The organism is Chelatococcus asaccharovorans (assembly GCF_003201475.1).
Taxonomy (GTDB): domain Bacteria; phylum Pseudomonadota; class Alphaproteobacteria; order Rhizobiales; family Beijerinckiaceae; genus Chelatococcus; species Chelatococcus asaccharovorans.
Genome location: NZ_QJJK01000001.1, coordinates 928085 through 949234, shown reverse-complemented (window position 1 = coordinate 949234; position 21150 = coordinate 928085). Strand labels below are relative to the sequence as shown.

Below are 21150 nucleotides of genomic sequence, written 5' to 3'. Positions count from 1 at the left end.
TTACGTGCTGTTGTCTGGCGGAGCCCGGGACGCCTCACCTATCGCACGATAGTCGGGGCGCGGGGCCCCGCCACAAATCGCACAGCCTTCAGGCGATCAGGCCGAATTGCCTGGCCCGTTCGACCGCCTGGGAGCGGCGGCGGATGCCGACCTTGTCGTAGACCTGCTGCATGTACCACTTGACCGAGCCCTCGGAGAGGCCGAGGCGGTTGCCGATCTCGCGGTTGCGCATGCCGCAGCCGACCAGCGTGAGAATTTCAAGCTCCTTGCCGCTCAGCCGGCCGTAGAGGCCCTCGTCCGGGGCGGCGAGCGCCCCGAGCATCGGGCGCTTGCCCTCGAAGGCCGCGAGCACGCGCTGCGCGAACAGGTCGGTCGGATGGTCGGAGGCGATGCTGTCCGCATAGGCTTCCGACAGGATCGAACGTACCACCGTGCCTTCGTCGACGAAGCAGCGCACCAGCCCGGCGGGCGCCGCCGTGGCGATCGCCTCGCGCATCTGCCGCTGCGCCGCCCGCACTTCGCCGCCGAGTAGGAGCGCCTGGGCCATCAGGATGCTCCAGCGCACGTGCAGCCTGACAGCGCCGCGCTGGGCGCAGAACGAACGCCACTGCTTGATGATCGCCAGCGCCTCGGGGATATCGTCGTAGCTCAGCGCCATGCGCACCCAGATCTCGGCGTGGGTCTCCTCGCGGGTGGTGGCGCCGGACCGCGGCAGGCAGCTCTCGAGCTCGACCGGCAGTCCCGCCCATTCGAGAAGGCGGCTGGCCGCCTCGGGCATGCCGTTGCGCAGCAGCAGACGGATCTGCTCGTGGATGACGGCGAGGCGCAAACGCTCGAGATCGCATTCGAGGGCGATGGCCGAGGCCTCGTCGAGGGCGCGGCGGGCACCCGCCAGGTCGCCCTTGGCGGCCAGGAGGCGCGACGCCACGATATGGCCCGACACCAGCTGGTCGGGAAACGACATTTCGCGCGCCACCGGCAGGTAGCTGTCGATGAGTTCGGCCGCGCGCTCGACTGCGTTGGTCTCGTAGGCGACTTCGGCCAGCGGCAGCGCGACCAGGGCGGAGAGGCCGGAATTGCGGCCGGTCCACTGCAGGCTTTCGGCGAAGCCGTTCTCGAGCGCGGCCGTGGCGGCCTCGGTGCGGCCGTTAGCGAACAGGGTGGCGCCGGCGGCAGCCTGCAGCGAAATCAGGGCGAAGCTGTAGCCCGACTGCTCGGCCGTCGCCTTGCCGTCGGCATGGATCTTGTCGAGCCCGTCGAAACGGAACTGCTCGCGCCGGGCGATCAGCAACTGGCCGTATATGGTGCAGGCCAAATAGGGCCGGCGCCCGTCGAAGTAGCGCATGAGCCGGTGGCAGCGCTGCTCCACCTGGGCCGCATCGTCATGGGCGGCGGCCAGCATCATCTCGCGATGCTCGATGGCGTGGCGCAGGGCCTCGCTGCTGCCGTCGTCGCCCGTCGCCAGCCGCTGGTCGAGGCACAGCCGTGCCTGATCGAGCAGGCGCCGCGATTCGGCATGGCGCATGGCGCGGATCTTCAGCCAGGCGACCGAGACCATCGTCCATGGACATTGCGCGAAGATCGCCACCGGCAGGTGGCCGGCGTAGCGCGCGACTACGCCGAGGCGGCCCGTATAGGTGAATTCCTCGGCAATGGCTTCGAGATAACGCCCCAGCCGCTCGAAGTCGCGTGCGCGCAGCGCATGTTCGAGCGCCTCTGCCCAATGGCCGTTGCACGACAGCCATTCGGCCGCGGCGCGCTGGAGGCACGGCTCTGCGCCGGGATCGACGTCGGCGAGCTTGCGCCGCAGGAAGTCCGAGAACAGGCTGTGATAGCGGTACCAGTTGCCCTCGTCGTCGAGGGCGGCGATGAACAGGCCGATCTCCTCCAGGCGCCGCAGCATGGCTGCGGAATCGCTGCGGCCGGCGACGGCGTCGCACAGCGGCGGCGACAGGCGGTCGAGATGGGCGGTGGCGAGCAGGAAGGCGCGGATGTCCTCGTTCTGGATGGCGAAGACGTCTTCGGCGAAGAAATCCGCCACCGCCCGCCGCCGGCCGGAGAAAGCGGCCAGTTGCGCCGACCGGTCGGCGCAACCGTCCAGCGCCAGCGAGGCGAGTTTCAGGCCGGTCACCCAGCCTTCGGTGCGCTCCATCAGCGTGTCGATGTCCTCTGGCGAAAGATCGCCATGGCCGGCACCGGCAAGCAGCGCGCAGGTCTCGTCGCGGGTGAACTGCAGGGCCTGCATGCCGATTTCGCAGAGCTGGCCATAGGCTCTCAGAACGCCGAGTTCGAGCGCCGCCGTCTCGCGTGTGGCGATGACGAAGCGCGTGTTCGCCGGCGCGCGCCGGAGGAGCAGGCCGAGCATGTCGGCCGCGTCGTCGGCAAGGACATGGGTGTCGTCGAGAACGATGAAGACGGGCGCCGCCAGGGCGGCAAGCCGGTCGATCACCGCCGCGAGCAGGCCCTCGGCATTGAAATAGGTCTCGTTGCGAAAGATCGAGTCCAGCCCGTCGGCCATCCCGTTGGCAGCCAGCATGGCGGCGAGGGAGGCGGCGAGGGCCTTGCCGGAGCGCTCCTGGCGGTCGAGGGTCAGCCAGGCTACCCGCGCGCCCTGCCGCGACAAGGCCTCGTGCCATTGAGCGAGCAGCGTGGTCTTGCCATAGCCGGCGGGAGCCTTGACCAGGGTGATGCGGCGGGCGGATGCGCTGACGAGGAACTGGCGGAGCCGGGGGCGATCGAGCAGCCCGGCAGTCTCGATCGGCGGAACGAGCTTGGTCCGAATCGGTTCCATGGCGTTTCCCCATATATGAATTTTGTTGTCCGGCGGCTTTGGCCGCCAGTTGTCATTACCGCTAATCTACCATTCGTCCGGTTGGTTGCGCAAGGAGAACACGCCTCCCGATGGAACTTTGCCTGCCCCTGCAGGCGGCATGGGTGCAACCTGCACCCCAAAATGCAGTCGGCCCGGGCGTTTCCGCCCGGGCCGGTGTGTCACGCGCTGCCAGGAGACGCCGGAAGGCGCACCCGGACGGTGGATGGGACCTCACACGGCGAGATGCCGGTTGCGCACCTCCGGGTAGGCGTCGAATTCGTCCCATGTGCCGCTGAACACGATGCGGCCGGTGTCCAGGACGTGCAGGGCGTGGGTGCATTGGCGCGCAAACCACAGGTTCTGCTCGCTGAGCAGCAGCGCCACTCGGTGCTCGTCGCAGATGGCGTTGATCGACTTGGCCATCTGCTCGACGATGATCGGTGCCAGGCCTTCGGTCGGCTCGTCGAGCAGCAGCAGCTTCGGCATGGGCAGCAGGCCGCGCGCCACGGCCAGCAGTTGCTGCTGGCCGCCGCTGAGCTGATTGCCGAACCGGGCCTTCAGGGTCTCCAGCATGGGAAAGAAACGAATCATCGCCTCCGGCGAGGCGGGCGTCTTGCCCTTCGCCGTGGCGTGGCGGGCGATCTCCAGATTCTCGACCACGGTGAGATGCGGAAAGATGCGCCGGTCCTCGGGCACCAGCGACAGGCCGAGGCGCGTGCGCTCGAACCCTTTCAGCCGGTGGAGATCCGCGCCGTTCCACTGCAGCACGCCATGGGCGGCGGGGCCGCCGCCCATGATGCTCTTCAGCAGCGTCGACTTGCCGGCGCCGTTGCGGCCGATCACCGCGACCCGCTCGCTCGGCGCGATCTTCAGATCGATGCCGTGCAGTACCAGGCTGTCCCCATAGAGGGCGCGAAGTTGTTTGACCTCAAGCATGCTGCACCTCATGGCCCAGATAGACGTCGCGCACCGCCTGGTTGGCGCGGATCTCCTCGCCGGTGCCGATGGCGATCACCTGGCCGTAGTTGAGCACCATGATCCGGTTCGACAGCCCGAACACCACGTCCATGTCATGTTCCGTCAGCAGCACCGTCACGCCGAACCTGTCGCGGATCTGCTTGACCAGCGCCACCATCTCGACCCGGTCGGAGGGCGACATGCCGGCGGTGGGCTCGTCCATCATCAGCACCTTCGGGCCGAGCGCCAGTGCCAGCGCCATCTCGAGCCGCTTCTTGTCGCCGTGCGATAGGAAGCGCGCCTCCATGTCCCGGCGCGCGCCCAGGCCGACGGCCGCCAGCCATTGCTCGGCGTTGGCGAGGGTGTCGGCTGAGGGCTTATAGTGGAACAGCCCGCCGAGGCGCTCGCCGGCGTTGCGCTTGCGCGCCTCGACGGCCAGCACGAGATTGCCGAGCAACGTCGTATCCGGAAAGATGCGCGCCACCTGGAAGGTGCGGCCAAAGCCGCGGGCGACGCGACGCGCCGCCGGCATGCGGGTGATATCCTCGCCAAACGCCTCGATGCGCCCCTTCTCGGGCAGCACCTCGCCGGTCAGCGTCCGGAACAGGGTGGTCTTGCCGGCACCGTTCGGGCCGATGATCGCCAGGGTCTCGCGGTCGGCGACTGCCAGGTTCACGTCCTTCAGCACGGGAATGGCGCCGTAGCTCTTGTAGAGGTTCTCGACGTTCAGCACCGGGGTCATGGCCGCGCCTCCTTGGCCACGAATTCGAGCTTTGGTCCCTGGCTCGCCGCCCGCTTGCGCAGGCGGAGACGGCCGATGATGCCGAGCACCCCGTCCGGCGCGAGCATGACGAGGAGGAGCAGCACGCCGCCGGTCACCACCTCCGACAGGCCGGCCAGCGCGCGCGTCGCCTCGGCCAGGATGAAGAACAGCACCGTGCCGACCACCGGGCCCCAGAAGAAGGCGGCCCCGCCGAGAAGCGTGCTCAGCATCGGCTGCATCGACACCAGGTAGTTGGCGGCTTCGGGGGTGACGATCTGCACCCACGGCGCCTGCAGGGCGCCGGCCAGTGTCGCGACCGATCCGGAGATGATGAAGGCGACCAGCCGGTAGCGGCCGATGTTGATGCCGAGGAAGCTGGTGCGCTCCGCGTCCTGCTTGACGGCGCGCAGTACGCGCCCGAGCGGCCCGGCGCTCAGCCACCACAGGCCAAGCGCCATGGCGCCGCAGACCACGAACAGGAACCAGAAGTAGTTCTGCGTGCTCTGCAGGCTGAGCGTCGTGAAGCCGAGGTCGAGATCGGGGCGCGGAATGCCGGAGACGCCGTCGTCGCGCCCGAGGCTCGCCGACGAACTGATGAGCAGGCGCATGATCTCGCTCAGCGCCAGCGTCAGAATGGCGAGCGCAATCCCCGTCGTCCGGCGGATGGCGACCGAGCCGACGATCGCCGCGACCACCGCGCCGATCAGCGCGGCGGCGATCAGCACCACCAGGAACCACTGGCCGCCGGTCGCCTTGAGCATCAGGCCGGAGGCGTAGCAGCCGATGGCGAAGAACGCCGCATGGCCGAAGGTGGCAAGGCCGGTCGTGCCGAACAGGAGATTCCACGACAAGGCGAACAGCGCCGCGATCAGCGCCACCCCGGCGAGGAACACGGTGCCGGGATTGGCCCACAGCGGCATCGCCGCGACGCCGATCGCGCCGGCGATGCCGGCCACCGTCAGCATCGTGCGGTAGCGGGCCCAGTCGATCGGGACGCTGGCGGCGGCATGCTGCGACGTGGCGTGGTCGACGGTGCCGGCCGAGAGCAGACCGGCGGGGCGCCACAGCATGAAGGCGACCATCACCACATACATGGCGACGCCCGGCTGGTCGGGCAGGACGACCGCGTTGAGGCTCTCCACCAGACCGAGCACGAGCGCGGCCATGAAAGCGCCGCGGATATTGCCGAGCCCGCCAATGATGACCGCGATGAAGGCCTGCAGCAGGAAGGCGTGCGACAGGGTCGGCGACAGGCTCTGGTTGGGCAGGAGCAGTCCGCCCGCCGCCCCTGCGAGGAAGAAGGCGGCGACGACCGTGAGCGTGAGCATGAGGGGAACGTTGATGCCGACGAAGCCGGACATCCACTGGTCATGGGCCAGCGCCTGCACGATCTTGCCGATCCACAGACGGTGGATGGCGAATTCGAGGATGATGAAGACGAGGATGCCGAGCCCGATGATGAACAGCGAGAAAATCGGCACGATCACCGGCCCGAACATCAGCACCCCGCCGAGCGAAGGTGGCGGGCTGATCGAGTGGTAGTTGAGCCCCCAGATCAGCTTGATAAGGCCATCGAGCAGCATCATCAGCGCGAAAGTGGCGATCAGCGTATAGGCCTCGTCGTAGTTGCGCAGGCGGCGGAACACCACCATGTCCGTCACCAGTCCGAGCACGGCAACGACCACACCGGACACCAAGGCGGCCAGCAGAAACACCCAGATGGAACTCGCGGAGGGCCCCATGATGCTGAAGGCCACATAGGCGCCGAGCATGAAGAAGCTTCCCTGCGCGAAATTCAGAATGCGCAGCAGGCCGAAAATCAAGGTGACGCCAGCGGCCACCAGGAAGACCGCCATCCCCGTCGCTAGGCCGTTGGCCAAGGCAAACAACACTTGATCCAGCATACGTCCTCCCTGAGACACGTGGGCCTGCCCGATGCTGGACGACACGTCACCCGCGTCTGTTGTGTTCCACCCCTGGCGCCGGCCGCCGGTCTTAGTCGTGCCGGCGGGCGACGTCGTCGCTTTGCCCGACATTACCATGAACAGGCCCAGACCCTAGGGGTTGAGGCGCCTGCGAGGACCTATCGATCGATAGGGTTCGCCCCACCGCGGCTGGGGCTATCCACGATGCAGGGAGTGCCGGCGCGACGGACTTCCGGCACAGAGGGCAGGGCGGCGACCATGATGCACGGCAGGAGCGAAGCGATCGGCAGGCAGGCGGGCGGGCGCGCCCCCGCATCCTCGGCGGCGACGTTCGGCGCCGGCATCTCGGGCACGGGCCGCTAGAATGGGGGAGCGCGACGACGGCGATACGGCCGGCTGTTCCTTCCCGGTAGGCGCGCCGCGCTTTCCCCGGCTGGCGAGCCCGATCCGGCTCGCCGGGCTCACCATTCCCAATCGCACCGTCATGGCGGCGATGTCGAGTGTGCTCGCCGACGAGGCGGGTGGCGTCACCGACGACACCGTTGCCTATTACAGGGCGCGGGCGGCCGGCGGCACCGGGCTGATCGTGGTCGAATTCACCAGCGTCAATCGGCGTTACGGCCGGGCGGAAATGAGGCAACTCGTACTTGATGACGACGGCGCCATCGCCGGGCATCGCAGGATCGCCTCCGCCATCCGCGAGGCCGGCTCGCTGTCGGCCCTGCAACTGCATTCACCCGGCCAGCACGCCGATCGCCGCACGCTCGACGGCCTGCCGTTCGCGCCGAGCCAGGAGATCTCGCGCCGCGACGGCGTGACGCCGACCACACGCATGCTGGAACCAGCGGAGATCGAGGAACTGGTCGCCGACTACGGCCGGGCGGCCACGCGGGCCATGGCCGCGGGCTATGAGGCCATCGAGATCCACGGCGCGCATGGCTATCTGCCCATGGCCTTCCTATCCCCGCTGAGAAACAGGCGGAATGACGCATGGGGCGGTGACTTCGAACGGCGGCTGCGCTTCCCCCTTGCGGTGATAAAGGCCGTCAAAGCGGTGCTCGGCGCGGAACGGCCACTCATCTACCGGTTGTCCTCCTCGGATTTCCTGCCGGGCGGCCTCTCCCTCGACGACATGGTCGCGATCGTCCCGCATCTCGTCGCCGCCGGCCTTGACGCGATTCATGTCTCGAGCGGCGTGATCGAAGGGACGCTCGACCGGACCATCGATCCGATGTCGGCGGTCGAGGCATGGCGATTCGCCCATTGCCGGGCGATCCGCGCGGTCGCCGGCGTCCCCGTCATCGGCGTGGGGCCGGTGCGCTGGCCGGACGTGGCCGAGCGCGGTCTCGCGGAGGGCGACATCGACATGGTGGCGCTGGGGCGGCCGCTGCTCGCCGATCCGGACTGGACGCGCAAGGCACTGGCCGGCGATGTCGATGCCATCCGCCCATGCACGAATTGCAACTGGTGCTTCGATCGGGTGCTGAAGCACATTGGCATCAGCTGCGCCGAGAACCCCCGCGCCGGCCAGGAAAATCACATGCCGGCCGTCGGCGGCGGCGCGGGGCGCCTGGCGCTCGTGGTCGGCGCCGGGCCGGGCGGCATGGCGGCGGCGCTGGAGCTGTCCGAGGCCGGCTTCACGACGCGCCTGTACGAGGCGAGAAACGAGCTCGGCGGTGGCCTTATCGCGTCGGCGTCGCCACCCCACAAGGAAAAGCTGTTCTGGTATCTCGACTATCTCAAGAGGCGTCTGGCCGGCAGCCGCGTCGAGATCTTGCTGGACCATCCGGTCGAGGCAGGGGAGCTGGCTGCCCAGCATCCGGTGCTGGCCATCGTCGCGACAGGTGCGTGCTCGCAGGCGCTGCCCTTCGCGGCCGGGGACGCCACGCGCGTATTGAGCGCCTACGACATCCTGTCCGGCGACGCGGAGCCGCCCGCGCCCGGACCGCTGCCGACGCTGGTCTACGGCGGCGGCGAGACCGGCTGCGAGACGGCCGAGTATCTGGCGGCGCGCGGCCACGGCGTGATCCTCGTCACGCGCTCGGCCGCGCAGCAACTCGCGCGTTCCGCCGAGATGATGTACCGTAAGCATCTCCGGGCGCGCCTGCAGGGCAACGCCCGCATCACCGTCGTCGACAACACCACGATCACCCGGGTCGAGGGGCCGCAGGTCGCGACGCTGGCAGGCGAGACGGCCGGCCGCATCGAGGTGGCGTGGGTGGTGGTGGCCCAGGGCCGGCAACCGGGATCGCCGCTCGGCGAGGGACTGGCCGCCGCCGGAATCCCCCACGCGCTTGTCGGCGATGTCGAGACGATCGGCCGGATTGGGGATGCTGTGCATGCGGCGCGCGCGGCTGTCTCGCTGCTGGCGGCGCAGGTCGCCGATCAAGACGCCGGCCATGTGGCCGCTCAGGCCGCCGGCCACATCACCGGCCAAGCTGTCGGCCAAGCCGCGCAGGGGGTGGAAACATGACGGGCAATGCTGACATCGCCGTCGACGACACCCCCCTCGCGGTCCACCGCGATGGTCCCGTGGCTCTGGTCACGATTGCTCGGCCGCTCAAGCTCAACACCTTGACGCGGCGCTTCTATGCCAACATCACCGCGACCCTGCAAAGCCTGGAACAGAACGGCGGGGTGCGCGCGGTCGTGATCACCGGTGCGGGTGAGCGGGCGTTCTCCGCCGGCGGGGACATCGGCTCGCTCCACAGCCTCGGCGACATGGTCGATCGCCGTGCCTACCAGCGGGAGGCCATGGCCGCCTTCCTGGCGGTGGAGCGGTGCCCGCTGCCGATCATCGCCGCGGTGAATGGCCTGGCGCTCGGCGGCGGCTGCGAACTCACGCTTGCCTGCGACATCGTCATCGCCGCGGAACACGCCGCATTCGGCATGCCGGAGGCGGGCCTCGGCCTCGTTCCGGGCTATGGAGTCATCCGCGCCGCCGACAAGATCGGCCGGGCGATGACCAAGCAACTGATCGCCACGCGCCGTCGCATCGATGCCGCGACGGCGTTGCGAATCGGGCTCGTCGAAGAGGTGGTGCCATCCGCCGCGCTGCTGAGCCACGCTCTTGCCATGGCGAAAGAGATTGCGGAGAGTTCGCCGCTCGCTCTTGAAGTTGCCAAGCGCATCATCGATCGGAACCTGACACAGGCCGATCTCGATTATTCTATAGAGGCACTCGCCGTGCTACAGGCAAGCCCCGACGTTCGCGAGGGAACCGCTGCGTTCCTCGGTAAACGGAAGCCCGTCTTTGCCGATCGGCGTGGCTGAAATTGGGATGATCGAATGACCAAGGTCCTAGCCCGCGAGCCCAGCCGCAAGCTGCCAGAGCCGGCGCCGGTGCGCCATCGCCTGCGCGGCCACGAACGGCGCGCCGAAATACTGGCGGCGGCAACGAAAGTCTTCCATCGCAAGGGTTATGAAGCAGCCTCCCTGCAGGACATCGCCGACGAGCTCGGCATCCGGAAAGCGAGCCTGTTCTACTACTTTCCCTCGAAGGAAGAACTGCTGCACGAGGTGCTGGCTTCGATCATCGCCCGCGGCATCGCCAATCTGCGCCGGATTATGGAAGTTCCCGCCGACCCGCTGACCGTGCTATGGCGGCTCATCGCCGGCCATATTCTGCATCTGTGCGAATATCTCGAAGAGACGGCGGTGTTTCTGCACGAACGCAAGTCGATCCCGGCCGAGAAGCGCCACACGGTGCTCGCAGACGACCACACCTACCAGAACCACTTCGTCGAGACGATCAGGGAAGGCCAGGCGGCCGGGTTGATCCGGTCCGATGTCGATGCCAAGCTGGCGGCGCTGAGCGTGCTTGGCTCGGCCAACTGGACCTACACATGGTTTCGCCGTGGTGGCAGCATGAAGCCCGAGGTCATCGGCGAGCAGTTCGCCACGATGAGCGTCAACGGCCTCGCAAGCGAGAAAGCACTGGAGATCTGGCGCAAGCCTTCCCTGTCAGAAGCAGTCAGCCCATCAACTGCCCGCCGTTGATCGAGAGTGTCTCGCCGGTAACGAATGCAGCGCCGTCCGACATCAGGAAAGCGGCGACGCCGGCCACTTCAGCGGGTGTGCCCGGTCGTCCGGCAGGGATCTTCGTCAGTTCCACCTCGCGCACGTCCGGGCGGATCGCGCGGGTCATCTCCGAGTCGATGAAGCCGGGCGCGATGCAGTTGGCCGTGATGCCGAGGCTGGCGTTCTCCAACGCGAGCGCCTTCGTCATGCCGATCAATCCGGCCTTGGCTGCCGCGTAATTCGCCTGCCCGGCCTGGCCCTTGAGGCCGTTCATGGACGACATGTTGACGATGCGTCCGAACTGACGCTCGCGCATCTTTGGCAGGATGGCCCGGCACATGTTGAACGGGCCAGTGAGATTGACGGCGATGACCGGCTCCCACTGGGTGGCCGGATCCATGCGATGCATGAAGCCGTCGCGGGTGATGCCGGCGTTGTTGACAACGCCGCCGATCGGGCCGAGCTCCGCCTCGATGGCCGCGACCATCGCGACGACGTCATCGAAGCGGGTGACGTCGAGCGCACGCCGCAAAGGGCCCATGTCCGAAAACCCGATGTCGACACGCACGACGCGCCAGCCGCCGGTCTCCAGCGCTTCAGCGATGGCCGCACCGATTCCACGCGCCGCGCCCGTGACAATGGCGACGTCCGGTCTTTGGGGGGAAGAGCTCACGGCGTGAGGATGTCCGGTGTCAGGTCCTGTGGTCATGGGGTCTCCCTATGATCTGCTGATGGCTCGATGGCGCAGACGAGGGCGCCGGCCTTGATCGTCTCGCCAACCGCGACATGCAATGCGGTCACGATCCCATCAATCCCGGCGCGGATAGGCATTTCCATTTTCATGGCCTCGACCATTGCCAGAACCGTCGCACCCGTCACGACATCGCCCACTGCGACCGCAACATTGACCACCGTCGCATCAATCGGCGCGACGGGCCCCGGCATCGCTGCCTGCACGTGGGAGACCATCGTCGCTGGACCGCGCCGCTGGCGCCCCGCGCGGAGGCCCGGCTCCATCTGCGCGGTACGGATGTCGAGCACGACCTGGCCCTGCGGCGTATCGAGCACCTCGCGCCGAAACGGCAGGGCCCGGATGCCGTCTTCGCTATCCGCCACGGCCTCCCCGACAGACTCGGTTGCGCCGGCAGGCGTGAGGGTTTCTGCCGCGCGTTCGATCCAGCCGACGTCGTGCTTCACCTGCGCGAAGGCATCGCTGTCGACTACGCGGCGCAGGAACGTGCAATTGCTGGCAATGCCGTCGATGCGCGTCTCTGCAAGCGCGCCGCTCAGTCGCCGCGCCGCCTCCGCTCTTCCGTTCCCCCAGGCGAGCACTTTCCCAAGCATCGAATCGTAGAAAGGTGGCACGGTATCACCCGGACCGAAGCCGAAATCCGTCCGTACCCACGGGCCGGCCGGCATGTCGAGGCGCCCGATGCGGCCCGCCGAGGGCATAAAACCCGCGGCCGGGTCCTCGGCGGCGATCCGCCCCTCGATGGCATGGCCGCGCAAGACGACCTCGGCCTGGGTGAACGGGAGGGCCCGCCCCGCCGCAGCAAGTAGCTGCAGTTCCACGAGGTCAAGGCCGGTGACCAGTTCGGTAACGCCGTGCTCGACCTGAAGACGCGTATTCATTTCGAGGAAATAGAAGTTCTCCCGTGCCGCATCGACGAGAAATTCCACGGTTCCTGCGCCGACGTAGCCGACGTTCCGGGCAAGGCGCACCGCGGCTTCGTGCAGCTCACGACGCAGGTCAGGCGGCAGGTCGGGCGCAGGCGCCTCTTCGATCACCTTCTGGTGGCGTCGCTGCATGGTGCAGTCCCGGTCGCCGAGATGGACGACATGGCCATGCTGATCGCCGAAAACCTGCACTTCGACGTGGCGCGGCCGCTCCACATAGCGCTCGAGAAACACCTCCGGCTTGCCGAAGCTTGCCTGCGCTTCCCGCGCAGCACTCTCCAGCGCCAGCGCAAGCGCCGTCTCGCTGGCCACGATGCGCATGCCACGCCCCCCGCCGCCGAAAGCCGCCTTGACCAGCAGGGGATAGCCTATAGCGCGGGCTGCCACCCGGGCGGCTCCGGCATCGAGGCCCGCCCTGCTGCCGGGAAGCACGGGAAGACCGGCGGCAATCGCCGCCGACCGCGCCGCCGTCTTGTCCGCCATGGTGGCCATGACCCCGGGGGACGGGCCGATGAATGTCAGCCCGGCGTCGATGACGCCTTGAGCGAAGGCCGGATCTTCGCTGAGAAAGCCGTAGCCGGGATGGATCGCGGCGACACCCTCGGTGACCGCCGCAGCGATGATCGCCTCCGCATCGAGATAGGAATTGCGCGCCGGTCCTTCGCCGATCCGCACCGCCCGGTCGGCGAGCCGGACGTGCAGGGCGTCCGCATCCGCATCGCTGTAGACGGCGACGCAGGGGATGCCGAGCGTCCGGCAAGCCCGGATAAGGCGCACAGCGATCTCGCCGCGATTGCTGATCAGTACAGATGAGAACATGGGTCACCGCATGTCGGACGCTTCCATCTGCGTTACGGGCCCCGCCGCACGGCGCAACCTATCGAAAGATATATGACGGCGAACCGGATTTCATGGGACCCGGTTCGAGGCTCGCAGACCGGACCAGGCCGAACTTTGGGAACGCACCATGAGTGACAACGCCGGACAAGCCGCCCTTGAGGCGAAGATCGCCGATTTGCGCGCCCGCAAGGCGCGCGTGATGGAGATGGGCGGCGCCGTCGCGGTCGAGCGCCACCGTGCCTCGGGACGCCTGCCGGTGCGCGAGCGCCTCGACCTCCTGCTCGATGCCGGATCCTGGTTCGAGTTCGGCGCCCTCGCCCTGCCCGAGATGCGCAGCGAGCGCTTCGTGGCCGGCGACGGAGTCGTCACGGGCTTCGGCCGCATCGACGGTGCGATGGTCGGGGTGATCGGCATCGATTCGACGATTCTCGCCGGTACCACCGCGCCGACCAGCATGCGCAAGCAGAGCCGGCTGATCGAGCATGCCCAGCGCTCCGGCTTTCCTATCGTGCTGCTTTGCGATGCCGACGGAGGCCGCATCCCCGACGTTATGGGATGGCGCTTCAGCGGTCTGCCGCTCGATTTCCTCACCTTCGTCAAGCCGGCGCCGGGCCAGGCGGCGGTGCCGCGGGCGGCGGCGATCCTCGGCCCGTCCTACGGCGATTCCGCCCTGCATGCCTCGACGGCGCATTTCACGGTGATGATCGCCAGCGGCGCCGTCGCGCTGTCCGGGCCCTCCGTCATCCAGTCCGCCATCGGCGAGACGATCAGCGATACCGAACTCGGCGGGCCGGAGCCCGCCCAGGCGGCCGGCAACGTGCATATGGTGGTCGGCGACGAGAGCCAGGCCATGCAGGCCATCGCCGCCTTCCTTTCCTATCTGCCGGCCAATGCCGAACTGGAGGCGCCGGTGGCACCGGCCCGGCCAGCCGGTCGTCCGGCGGAGGACTTCGAGAGGTTGGTGCCGCTCGGTGCCAAGGCGGGATACGACATGCGCAACGTGCTGGAGGCGCTGGTCGACGAGCACAGCCTGCTGCCCTGGGGCGCCGGCTGGGGGCCGAGCCTGCTGACCGGGCTCGCCCGCATCGAAGGCATGCCGGTCGGCATCGTCGCAAACCAGCCGATCGTCAACGCCGGGGCGCTCGATCCCGCCGCGCTCACCAAGGAATGCGCCTTCGTCGATCTGTGCGATACGTTCAACCTGCCCCTTGTCTTTCTCAATGACGTACCCGGGCTGATGATCGGCTCGCAGGCCGAGCGGGGCGGCATCCTGAAGGCCTACGAGACGCTCGTGGCCCGCATAGCCGAAGCCACGGTTCCGAAGGTCGCCGTGGTGCTGCGCAAAGCTTATGGCGGGGGACATTTCGCCATGGGTGGCCGGCCGACGCGGCCGGACTTCCTGTTCGCCTGGCCCTGCGCCGAGATGGGCTTCATGGCCCCCGAGACCGGTGTGCGCACCGTCTATCGCCGTCGCATGGAGAAACTGCTGGAGGAGGAGGGCCCGGAGGCCATGCAGCGCCTGGTCGACGAACTCACCGCGCAATGGACCGTCGAGTCCGAGCCCTGGGAAGCAGCCGCCCACCTCTCCTTCGACGACATCATCGAGCCGGCGCAGACGCGCATCGCCGTGGCCCGCAGTATCGAGATCGCCTGGGGCCCACGCCGACCGCGGCTCGGCCGGCCGCGGCCGGCGCGGTGATGGCTGCACCGCCGGATATCGGCTGATCAACGCTATGACCGGCGACAAGGCCGCCAATCCCGGCGGTTCTACTTCGAGGCTTCCGGCTGCCTCCGGAGGACGCTGGCCACGTCTATCTTGCCGGTTGGGGTGAAACTCTCGAGAAGCTTGAACTTCTGTATCTTCGTCGCGCTCATCGGCCATTCCGTCACGAAGCGGACATAACGGGGAATTTTGTAGCTTGCAATGCGGCCTGCACAATAGGCGATGAGCTCATCGGCGGTCATCGTCTCGCCCGACTTGAGCTCGACAAACGCAGCCGCGACTTCAACGAGCCGGTCGTCCGCCACCGCCACGACTTGCGTCATTTTCACTTTGGGATGCTTCACCAGAAAGCTCTCGATCTCGACGGCCGCGACATTCTCGCCGCCGATCTTGAGCATGTCCTTGATGCGGCCGGCGTAGACGAGAAGCCCATCCGGATCGAGCCAGCCGGCGTCGCCCGTCCTCAGCCAGCCGTCTGCGCCAAGCGCCTTGTCCGTCTGTTCGGCCTCCTTGTAGTAGCCTGAAAAGATCGATCCCCTGATCAGTATTTCCCCACGCGTGCCCGCGGGAACCTCAGCCAGCGTGTCCGGATCGACGATCCGCACCGCGTGCACGGCAAGCGGCCGGCCCACCCGCGTCACGCGCTGTTCGAGCGTTTCCTCAGGGCTCGACATGACGCTGATGCCGCCTCCCTCGGTCAGGCCGAAGCAGGCGATCTGCGTCGCCCGCGGCAAGGCCGCGGCGAATTTGCGCAACAGCTCCGGCGCACCGATGTTCAGCATGAGGCGGAGGCGCGAGAGATCGCGATGCGCGAAATCGGGGTGATCGATCATCGCTGCGGTCAGGGTCGGGAACGCGGGATAGCAGATGGTGGCGCCCCAGGCCTCCATTTCCCGCAGCGCCTCACCGGCATCGAAATGCGTCTGGCAGAGATAGGCCGCGCCGACCTTCCGGCAGGCATTCAGGGGAAGGTGCGAAGACATGTGATAGAACGGCAGTGGATCCCAGAACACGTCGTCCTGCACCAGGCCCAGACGTTCCGCCACGGCGCCGGCGACATCGTTCAGCGTCCTGTGACTGATCAGACAGGCCTTCGGTTGCGCCGTTGTCCCCGACGAGAAGATGACGAGAGCGGTCTCCTCCGGTCTGACGGCGGCGATGCGCCCCGCGAGGATGTCGGCGGATACGGTCGCCGCGCCGGCCGCGAACACGCGTTCTGTCGCCCACGTCTCTTCCTCGGGCGCCTGGAAGTGAAAGACGGCGCGCAGCTTCGGAGCCGCTGCGATTGCAAGCGGCTCGCCGTCATGCCAACGTGCGAGTTCTGGAAACTCGGCGCAGAGCAAAGCGCGCAAGTCGAGATGCGGACGCCCGATGCCCGCCGTGAACAGCACGGTGATATCCGCATGCGCGATAACGAACCGCAAGTCTTCGCCGCGATAGCGCGCGTTGAGCACAACCGCGGCTGCGCCCACCATATTGATGGCGCCCACCAGCACCGCGTAGTCCCAGCAGTTCGGCATCAAGACGCCGACATGCTCGCCGGGCTTGATGCCGAGCGCGAGCAGCCCGCGCGCCGCTGTCTCGGTCTGCCGGGCGAATTCGGCATAGGTCACGGAACGGCCCGCCAGGATGAATGCCGTCCGCTCGGGCCAGCGGTCGGCCGCGTCCAGAATGGAATGCCCGACGGTGGAAGGCGCGGCGCGCGAGGTCTGATGCACGGGCGCACCTATATCTTGGCGGCGAATATCGTGTCGCGGAAAGCGATCTTCCACGCGCCATCCTCGACCGCGAAGCGGTCCACGTATTTGGCCACCACATAGGGCGCCTCGAGCTTCGGCAGTCCGTCGGCATTCTCACCATAGCTGCGGAAGACCGTGACATATGACGTCGCGCGGCCGGCATGCGGGCTGTCGATATGGATAAGCATATTACTGCAAACGTGGACGAGGGGATCCGTTGTCAATTTGGCGAAGAACGCGGCGATCGCGGCGTGACCCGCAAATTCGCCGTCGGGCCTCTTGAGCACGCCATCCTGCGTGAAAAGCCCGACAAGCTTGTCGAAGTCACGCATGTCCACACACGCACAATATTCGATCATGAGGCGCTCGCATGCGCGCTCCGCCACAAGGAGATCCAGGCCCTGCACGTCGTCCTCCTCCCATGTTGAACCCGACGACCCAACCGAACGATCGGCGACCGCCAGATCATCAACCGCTGTCTGTCGCCGCCCAGGCTGCGAAGCCGCTTCACGTCACGTCTTGGCGCTCCCCGCCGGATACCAGCGGCCGTCGTCATGTGTCTCGTAAGGCGAGGCAATCTCGATGAGCACACCGTGGGCGCTCCTGGCCGACGCCCACCCCCACTTCTGCCATTTCTCCTCCTCATCATAGAAGAGTTGCTTGGTTGGCAGCTTGATTCCCTTGGCTTCGAGTTCGTCGAGCGCGCCAGGCACGTCGGCGGTGGTAAAGCAGAGATGGTGCACATGTTCGCCACGCTGCTGCAGCCGCTCGAACAGCGGTGTTCCTGGAGCGGGCTGCATCAGCTGGATTTCTGTCCCGTGGTCGGCGACAAAGCAGGCCCAGCGAAGACCCGCGTCTTCGCCGCCTCCGAAGGACTCATACCTGACGATGGGCCTTTCAAGCTGCTGCGGGTCCAAGACCTGGAGAATTTTCGTCCAGTTCGCGATAGCAGAATCAAGGTCATTCACAAGAAGACAGACGTGGGCGAAGGGGCCTGAGGCCATAACAATCTCCGACTGGAACAGGGCTTATTAGAAAGACCTCGGCAGACCGAAACTCTCGGCAATCGAATTGCGCACCATTTCATTGCTAATGGGAGAAATGCGGAGGATGCGGTGATCGCGCCAATAGCGCTGCATATCGGTCTCCGCAGAGTACCCCATGCCTCCGAGGATCTGAATGCCGAGATCCGCCGCCCGCCCGACCGCCTCGGACGCCATCATTTTCAACATGTTGGCCTGCTGACCACAGGGCATGTTGTTACTCTGCAGCCAGGCCGTGTAGTGCAGCATCAGCTCGGTCTGCTGCTGCCAGGTGGCGATGTCGGCGATGTAATGCTGTATCGCCTGGAACTGCCCGATCGGCCGGCCAAAGGCCTTGCGCGTCTTCGCGTAGTCGACCGCGTCCTCCAGGACCGCATCGATGGTGCCGAGACATTGGGCACCCACCAGTATCCGCTCGTTGTTGAGCGTTGGCAGAAGCATGTACCAGGCACAACCCGGCTCGCCGAGAACCAGGTGGTCGGGAACAAATACGTCCTGCAGCGTGACCGAGCACGAACCGATCGATCGCATTCCAAGCTTTGGCAGAAGACGGGTGCTGACCCCACGGCTCTTCGCCGGCAGGAAGAACAGGGTCACGCCGTGATGCCGCTTCTCGACGTTCTTGTCGGTGCGCGCGAGAAGAAGGATGTAGTCCGCGACATGGGCGCCTGTGCACCATGTCTTCTCGCCATTGATGATCCAGCCGCCCTCCGTCCGCTCCGCGAAGGTCCTGAGCGCGCCAAGGACGTCCGTGCCGCCCCCCGGCTCGGTGAAGCCGATGGAAACGCGGCAATCCCCCGCCGCGATCTTCGGGAGAAAGTCGCGCTTTTGCTCCGGCGTTCCGTATGAGCCGATCGATTTGGCGCCGGCGAAAGACGTAGGCATCCAAACGAGCAGCAGCCCCGCGAGCGAACGGGATACCTCCCGCGCGAAGATGGATTGCATGAGCACATCACCGCCCAGTCCACCATATTCCTCGTCTATCCCGAGGCCATGGAAGCCGGCATCCGTAAACCTGTCCCAAAGCTCGAAAGGATAGTGCCCCTCGTCGCGCTCCAACTCACGTGCCAGCGATTTCGGCATCTCGGCATCGACCCAGCGGCGAACTGTGTCTCGAAATGCCGCGTGTTCCGGCGAAAGAGCGAAATCCATATCCTGCACCAGTCGCAACCATTGATGCGACAAGTTGGTGCAAAGGAAGGAGAAAAATCACCTATCTATCGATAATGAATGAGCAGCGTGAGCATTGGACCGGGCAGTCCCAGATCCAGACAAGTCAGCGCAATCAGCCTTTGGAACCGAGGTGGTAATCTACGGTCATATCGCGATGGCTCACAAGCCATGGAGTGAAATGATGAAGGACGTGATCGAGATCGATGGCCATAAGGCTGTCGTGTCGTTCGACCCTGACATTCAGATGTTCCGGGGCGAGTTCCTGGACCTGACAGGCGGGGCAGACTTCTACGCCGACAATGTGAAGGATCTCGAGGCAGAGGGCCGCCGCTCGCTCGAGACCTTCCTCGAGGTATGCGCCGAGAGGGGCATCGAGCCGACGCGGAAGTTCTCGGGGAAGTTCGTCCTCCGCGTCCCGCCAAAGGTGCATGAGGCAGCCGCGTTGCGTGCCGCAGCCGAGGGCCGGAGCATGGACGAATGGCTTGCCAAGACAATCGAGGAAGCTGCCACGGCTTAAGCGGCGCAACCTCGCCGTATCAGATTGACCAGGCCCGCGAAACATTCGGCCTTTTTACGCGTCTTCGATGAGCTGAACGCCTTTCAATGCAACGTGTTGAGGCGTGTGAATCCACAGGCGTCGATCTACCGAGAGCATGCAAAATCAAGGGGCATGGATTGGCGCCGTTCGGTACGGCGCCTTAGCCGTCCGCGCGGATCGGGCGGAAGCCCTCCGTCGTGACGTAGCCGGTCATCAGATGCTGCGCGCGGATCATCACCTCGCCGGTTTCGCCGGGCGGGAGGGGGTGACCATTCTCGTCATGGATCGCGATCTCGACGCCGGGCGCCGGCCAGCCGACGCAGGCATCGCCATTGCCCTGCGCATACCAGGCCTCGGTCTCGGCGGCCTCGAGCACGGTGATCGGATTGAAGATCTCGCTCTTGCCGTGGGGCACGTCAGAGGAGCGGATCAAGGCGCCAAGCTGGCCGTGCCTGCTGTGCCGTCGCGCAGGGTCTTGAGATCGAACAGCGGAATGTGGGAACGGTCGGTCGATGACGTCGACTTGAATCCGGAGCGCCGAAGTAATACCTTCAACGAAACCGGCATTACAGGATTGAGGTTATGACGAGCACGGTGACGTCCAAGGGGCAGGTCACAATCCCGAAAGCGGTCAGGGATCTGCTTGGAATTGCTCCAGGAAGCAAGGTGGCTTTCCGGAGGGCTGCTGATGGCAGCGTGGTGCTCACCAAAGCGGACACGGACATACCCCCCAGCCGGTTCCGGCGGCTCAGGGGGCACGCGGGCAAGGGACTTGATACGGATGCGATCATGGCGCTCACGCGTGGTGAAGCGTGACGCTCGTTGATACCAACGTCCTGCTCGATCTTGTGACGAATGATCAAGACTGGGCAGATTGGTCGATCGAGCAGCTTGAAACTGCTTCTCTCGCGGGTCCATTGATGATCAACGATGTTGTGTATGCAGAGCTATCGGTTCGCTACGATCGCATAGAAGGGCTTGATGCCTTCATTGAAGACGCGGGCTTGGAACTTATCCCCATCCCTCGGTCAGCCCTGTTTTTGGCCGGCAAGGTGTTCACACACTATCGCACGGCAGGTGGATCCGGAACCGGAGTGTTGCCGGACTTCTTCATTGGAGCCCATGCAGCGGTTCAAGGTCTGCCTTTGTTGACGCGAGATCTAAAGCGCTATCGGACATACTTTCCAACGGTGGAGCTAGTTTCGCCAGCGTCGTGAGATGGGGCAGGGGGGCAGTGGCTGAACGCGTGATTGTCCTGAAATTGCATCCGCCCGACGCAGCCACGTACTCGCCATCTTGGCCCATGCACAGCAAAAATTGCATGTGGAAGTAGCCTTCATGGATCCAAGGGACGAAGCCTGATCTACGCAGTAAATGCGTTGCATCGCCTTCTGTGTCCGTTCTCGCGCCGTAGCATCAACTAAAAGAGCGCAACTGCTACATGAAAGCCGCCGATTCCGAGAGCCGGAGCCTCCGAGGCTCACCATCAACCGCGCATCCGCTCAATCTTGAGCTTTCCGCGCTTATGGCACGATCACGCCAAGCCGCCGCGCAAGATCCAGGAGCGATTTCACGGAGGAGGCGGGCCATTGCCGGCCGCCGCGCGGCGCGCGCTCCCGCAGCCTGCACGACGACCTCCTCGCAGGCACGGCAGCCATATCCGGGCCGACGCACGACGATCACGCGCAGCTGCGCCGGCACGATATCCAGCCGCTCGCTCACGTCTTCACCGATCCTGTGCAGCTCGTTGCGGCAGCAGGGGCATTCGTGGTTCTCGATGTCGTCTTCCACGACGACCTCATGCGCCTGCGTACCGAGCACGGACCGGCCAACATGGCCAACATGGCCACCATCCGCCACGCCGGCTTGAGGGCTGTCCAGCGGCTGAACCCGAGACTGAGGGGCGGAGACGTGCCCTGGCGTTGTATGGATCTCTTGAC

General features: G+C 66.1%; 18 protein-coding genes and 1 pseudogene. 7 read left to right on the top strand and 12 right to left on the bottom strand.

The window, feature by feature from the left end; translation table 11 throughout:
- Positions 1-88 precede the first annotated feature (88 nt).
- The 4 genes from C7450_RS04485 to C7450_RS33860 all read right to left on the bottom strand — a co-directional run bounded on the left by C7450_RS04485 (position 89) and on the right by C7450_RS33860 (position 6436).
- Complete coding sequence (locus C7450_RS04485) at positions 89-2791, bottom strand: winged helix-turn-helix domain-containing protein (protein WP_110373128.1); 2703 nt, start codon at positions 2789-2791, stop codon at positions 89-91.
- 252 nt (positions 2792-3043) lie between these two features.
- Positions 3044-3748, bottom strand: coding sequence for an ABC transporter ATP-binding protein (locus C7450_RS04480; protein ID WP_110373127.1), 705 nt, complete (start codon positions 3746-3748; stop codon positions 3044-3046).
- The gene (locus C7450_RS04475) at positions 3741-4511 is read right to left on the bottom strand and encodes an ABC transporter ATP-binding protein (RefSeq protein WP_245449469.1); all 771 of its coding nucleotides are present in this window, start codon (positions 4509-4511) and stop codon (positions 3741-3743) included. Before C7450_RS04475 ends, C7450_RS04480 begins: the two co-directional genes overlap by 8 nt.
- Positions 4508-6436, bottom strand: coding sequence for an ABC transporter permease (locus tag C7450_RS33860; RefSeq protein ID WP_170147042.1), 1929 nt, complete (start codon positions 6434-6436; stop codon positions 4508-4510). Before C7450_RS33860 ends, C7450_RS04475 begins: the two co-directional genes overlap by 4 nt.
- A 385-nt stretch (positions 6437-6821) precedes the next feature.
- On the opposite strand from C7450_RS33860, the gene C7450_RS04465 reads away from it, so the two are divergent.
- The 3 genes from C7450_RS04465 to C7450_RS04455 all read left to right on the top strand — a co-directional run bounded on the left by C7450_RS04465 (position 6822) and on the right by C7450_RS04455 (position 10456).
- Positions 6822-8930 carry an oxidoreductase gene (locus C7450_RS04465; protein ID WP_110373126.1) on the top strand — a complete coding sequence of 703 codons (2109 nt, stop codon included), beginning with the start codon at positions 6822-6824 and terminating at the stop codon, positions 8928-8930.
- Positions 8927-9730, top strand: coding sequence for an enoyl-CoA hydratase/isomerase family protein (locus C7450_RS04460; protein WP_110373125.1), 804 nt, complete (start codon positions 8927-8929; stop codon positions 9728-9730). The genes C7450_RS04465 and C7450_RS04460 overlap by 4 nt, the downstream gene beginning before the upstream one ends.
- Before the next feature lie 69 nt (positions 9731-9799).
- Entirely contained in the window at positions 9800-10456 is a 657-nt protein-coding gene (locus C7450_RS04455) for a TetR/AcrR family transcriptional regulator (protein ID WP_170147041.1), read from the top strand.
- On the opposite strand, the gene C7450_RS04450 is transcribed toward C7450_RS04455, so the two are convergent.
- Both C7450_RS04450 and C7450_RS04445 read right to left on the bottom strand, forming a co-directional pair.
- On the bottom strand, positions 10431-11186 hold the full coding sequence (locus C7450_RS04450) for an SDR family oxidoreductase (RefSeq protein ID WP_110373123.1): 756 nt from the start codon (positions 11184-11186) through the stop codon (positions 10431-10433). The genes C7450_RS04455 and C7450_RS04450 overlap by 26 nt on opposite strands.
- Positions 11183-12973, bottom strand: a complete 1791-nt coding sequence (locus C7450_RS04445; protein WP_110373122.1) for an acetyl/propionyl/methylcrotonyl-CoA carboxylase subunit alpha — start codon at positions 12971-12973, stop codon at positions 11183-11185. Before C7450_RS04445 ends, C7450_RS04450 begins: the two co-directional genes overlap by 4 nt.
- A 148-nt stretch (positions 12974-13121) precedes the next feature.
- Between C7450_RS04445 and C7450_RS04440 the strand changes: the two genes are divergently transcribed.
- On the top strand, positions 13122-14693 hold the full coding sequence (locus C7450_RS04440) for an acyl-CoA carboxylase subunit beta (protein ID WP_110373121.1): 1572 nt from the start codon (positions 13122-13124) through the stop codon (positions 14691-14693).
- 68 nt (positions 14694-14761) lie between these two features.
- On the opposite strand, the gene C7450_RS04435 is transcribed toward C7450_RS04440, so the two are convergent.
- The 4 genes from C7450_RS04435 to C7450_RS04420 all read right to left on the bottom strand — a co-directional run bounded on the left by C7450_RS04435 (position 14762) and on the right by C7450_RS04420 (position 18651).
- Complete coding sequence (locus C7450_RS04435; RefSeq protein ID WP_110373120.1) at positions 14762-16435, bottom strand: class I adenylate-forming enzyme family protein; 1674 nt, start codon at positions 16433-16435, stop codon at positions 14762-14764.
- Between the two features lie 8 nt (positions 16436-16443).
- Entirely contained in the window at positions 16444-16863 is a 420-nt protein-coding gene (locus C7450_RS04430; protein ID WP_210206356.1) for a nuclear transport factor 2 family protein, read from the bottom strand.
- Positions 16864-16968: 105 nt separating this feature from the next.
- On the bottom strand, positions 16969-17460 hold the full coding sequence (locus C7450_RS04425; protein ID WP_110373119.1) for a VOC family protein: 492 nt from the start codon (positions 17458-17460) through the stop codon (positions 16969-16971).
- 27 nt (positions 17461-17487) lie between these two features.
- Complete coding sequence (locus C7450_RS04420; RefSeq protein WP_110373118.1) at positions 17488-18651, bottom strand: acyl-CoA dehydrogenase family protein; 1164 nt, start codon at positions 18649-18651, stop codon at positions 17488-17490.
- A 202-nt stretch (positions 18652-18853) separates the two neighbouring features.
- On the opposite strand from C7450_RS04420, the gene C7450_RS04415 reads away from it, so the two are divergent.
- Positions 18854-19189, top strand: coding sequence for a type II toxin-antitoxin system HicB family antitoxin (locus tag C7450_RS04415; RefSeq protein ID WP_110373117.1), 336 nt, complete (start codon positions 18854-18856; stop codon positions 19187-19189).
- Positions 19190-19370: 181 nt separating this feature from the next.
- Here the strand turns inward: C7450_RS04415 and C7450_RS04410 are convergent, their stop codons facing one another.
- The gene (locus tag C7450_RS04410; RefSeq protein ID WP_245449468.1) at positions 19371-19643 is read right to left on the bottom strand and encodes an AMP-binding protein; all 273 of its coding nucleotides are present in this window, start codon (positions 19641-19643) and stop codon (positions 19371-19373) included.
- A 149-nt stretch (positions 19644-19792) separates the two neighbouring features.
- Here C7450_RS04410 and C7450_RS04405 point away from each other — a divergent pair, with 149 nt between their 5' ends.
- Together C7450_RS04405 and C7450_RS04400 are read left to right on the top strand one after the other, a co-directional pair.
- Positions 19793-20026 (top strand): AbrB/MazE/SpoVT family DNA-binding domain-containing protein, encoded by a 234-nt coding sequence (locus C7450_RS04405; RefSeq protein WP_110373115.1) that lies wholly within the window; start codon positions 19793-19795, stop codon positions 20024-20026.
- On the top strand, positions 20023-20427 hold the full coding sequence (locus C7450_RS04400) for a type II toxin-antitoxin system VapC family toxin (protein WP_110373114.1): 405 nt from the start codon (positions 20023-20025) through the stop codon (positions 20425-20427). Before C7450_RS04405 ends, C7450_RS04400 begins: the two co-directional genes overlap by 4 nt.
- A 400-nt stretch (positions 20428-20827) precedes the next feature.
- On the opposite strand, the pseudogene C7450_RS04390 reads toward C7450_RS04400, so the two are convergent.
- A pseudogene (locus tag C7450_RS04390) lies at positions 20828-20992 on the bottom strand (IS66 family transposase zinc-finger binding domain-containing protein); the annotation flags it as partial.
- Between the last annotated feature and the right edge of the window lie 158 nt (positions 20993-21150).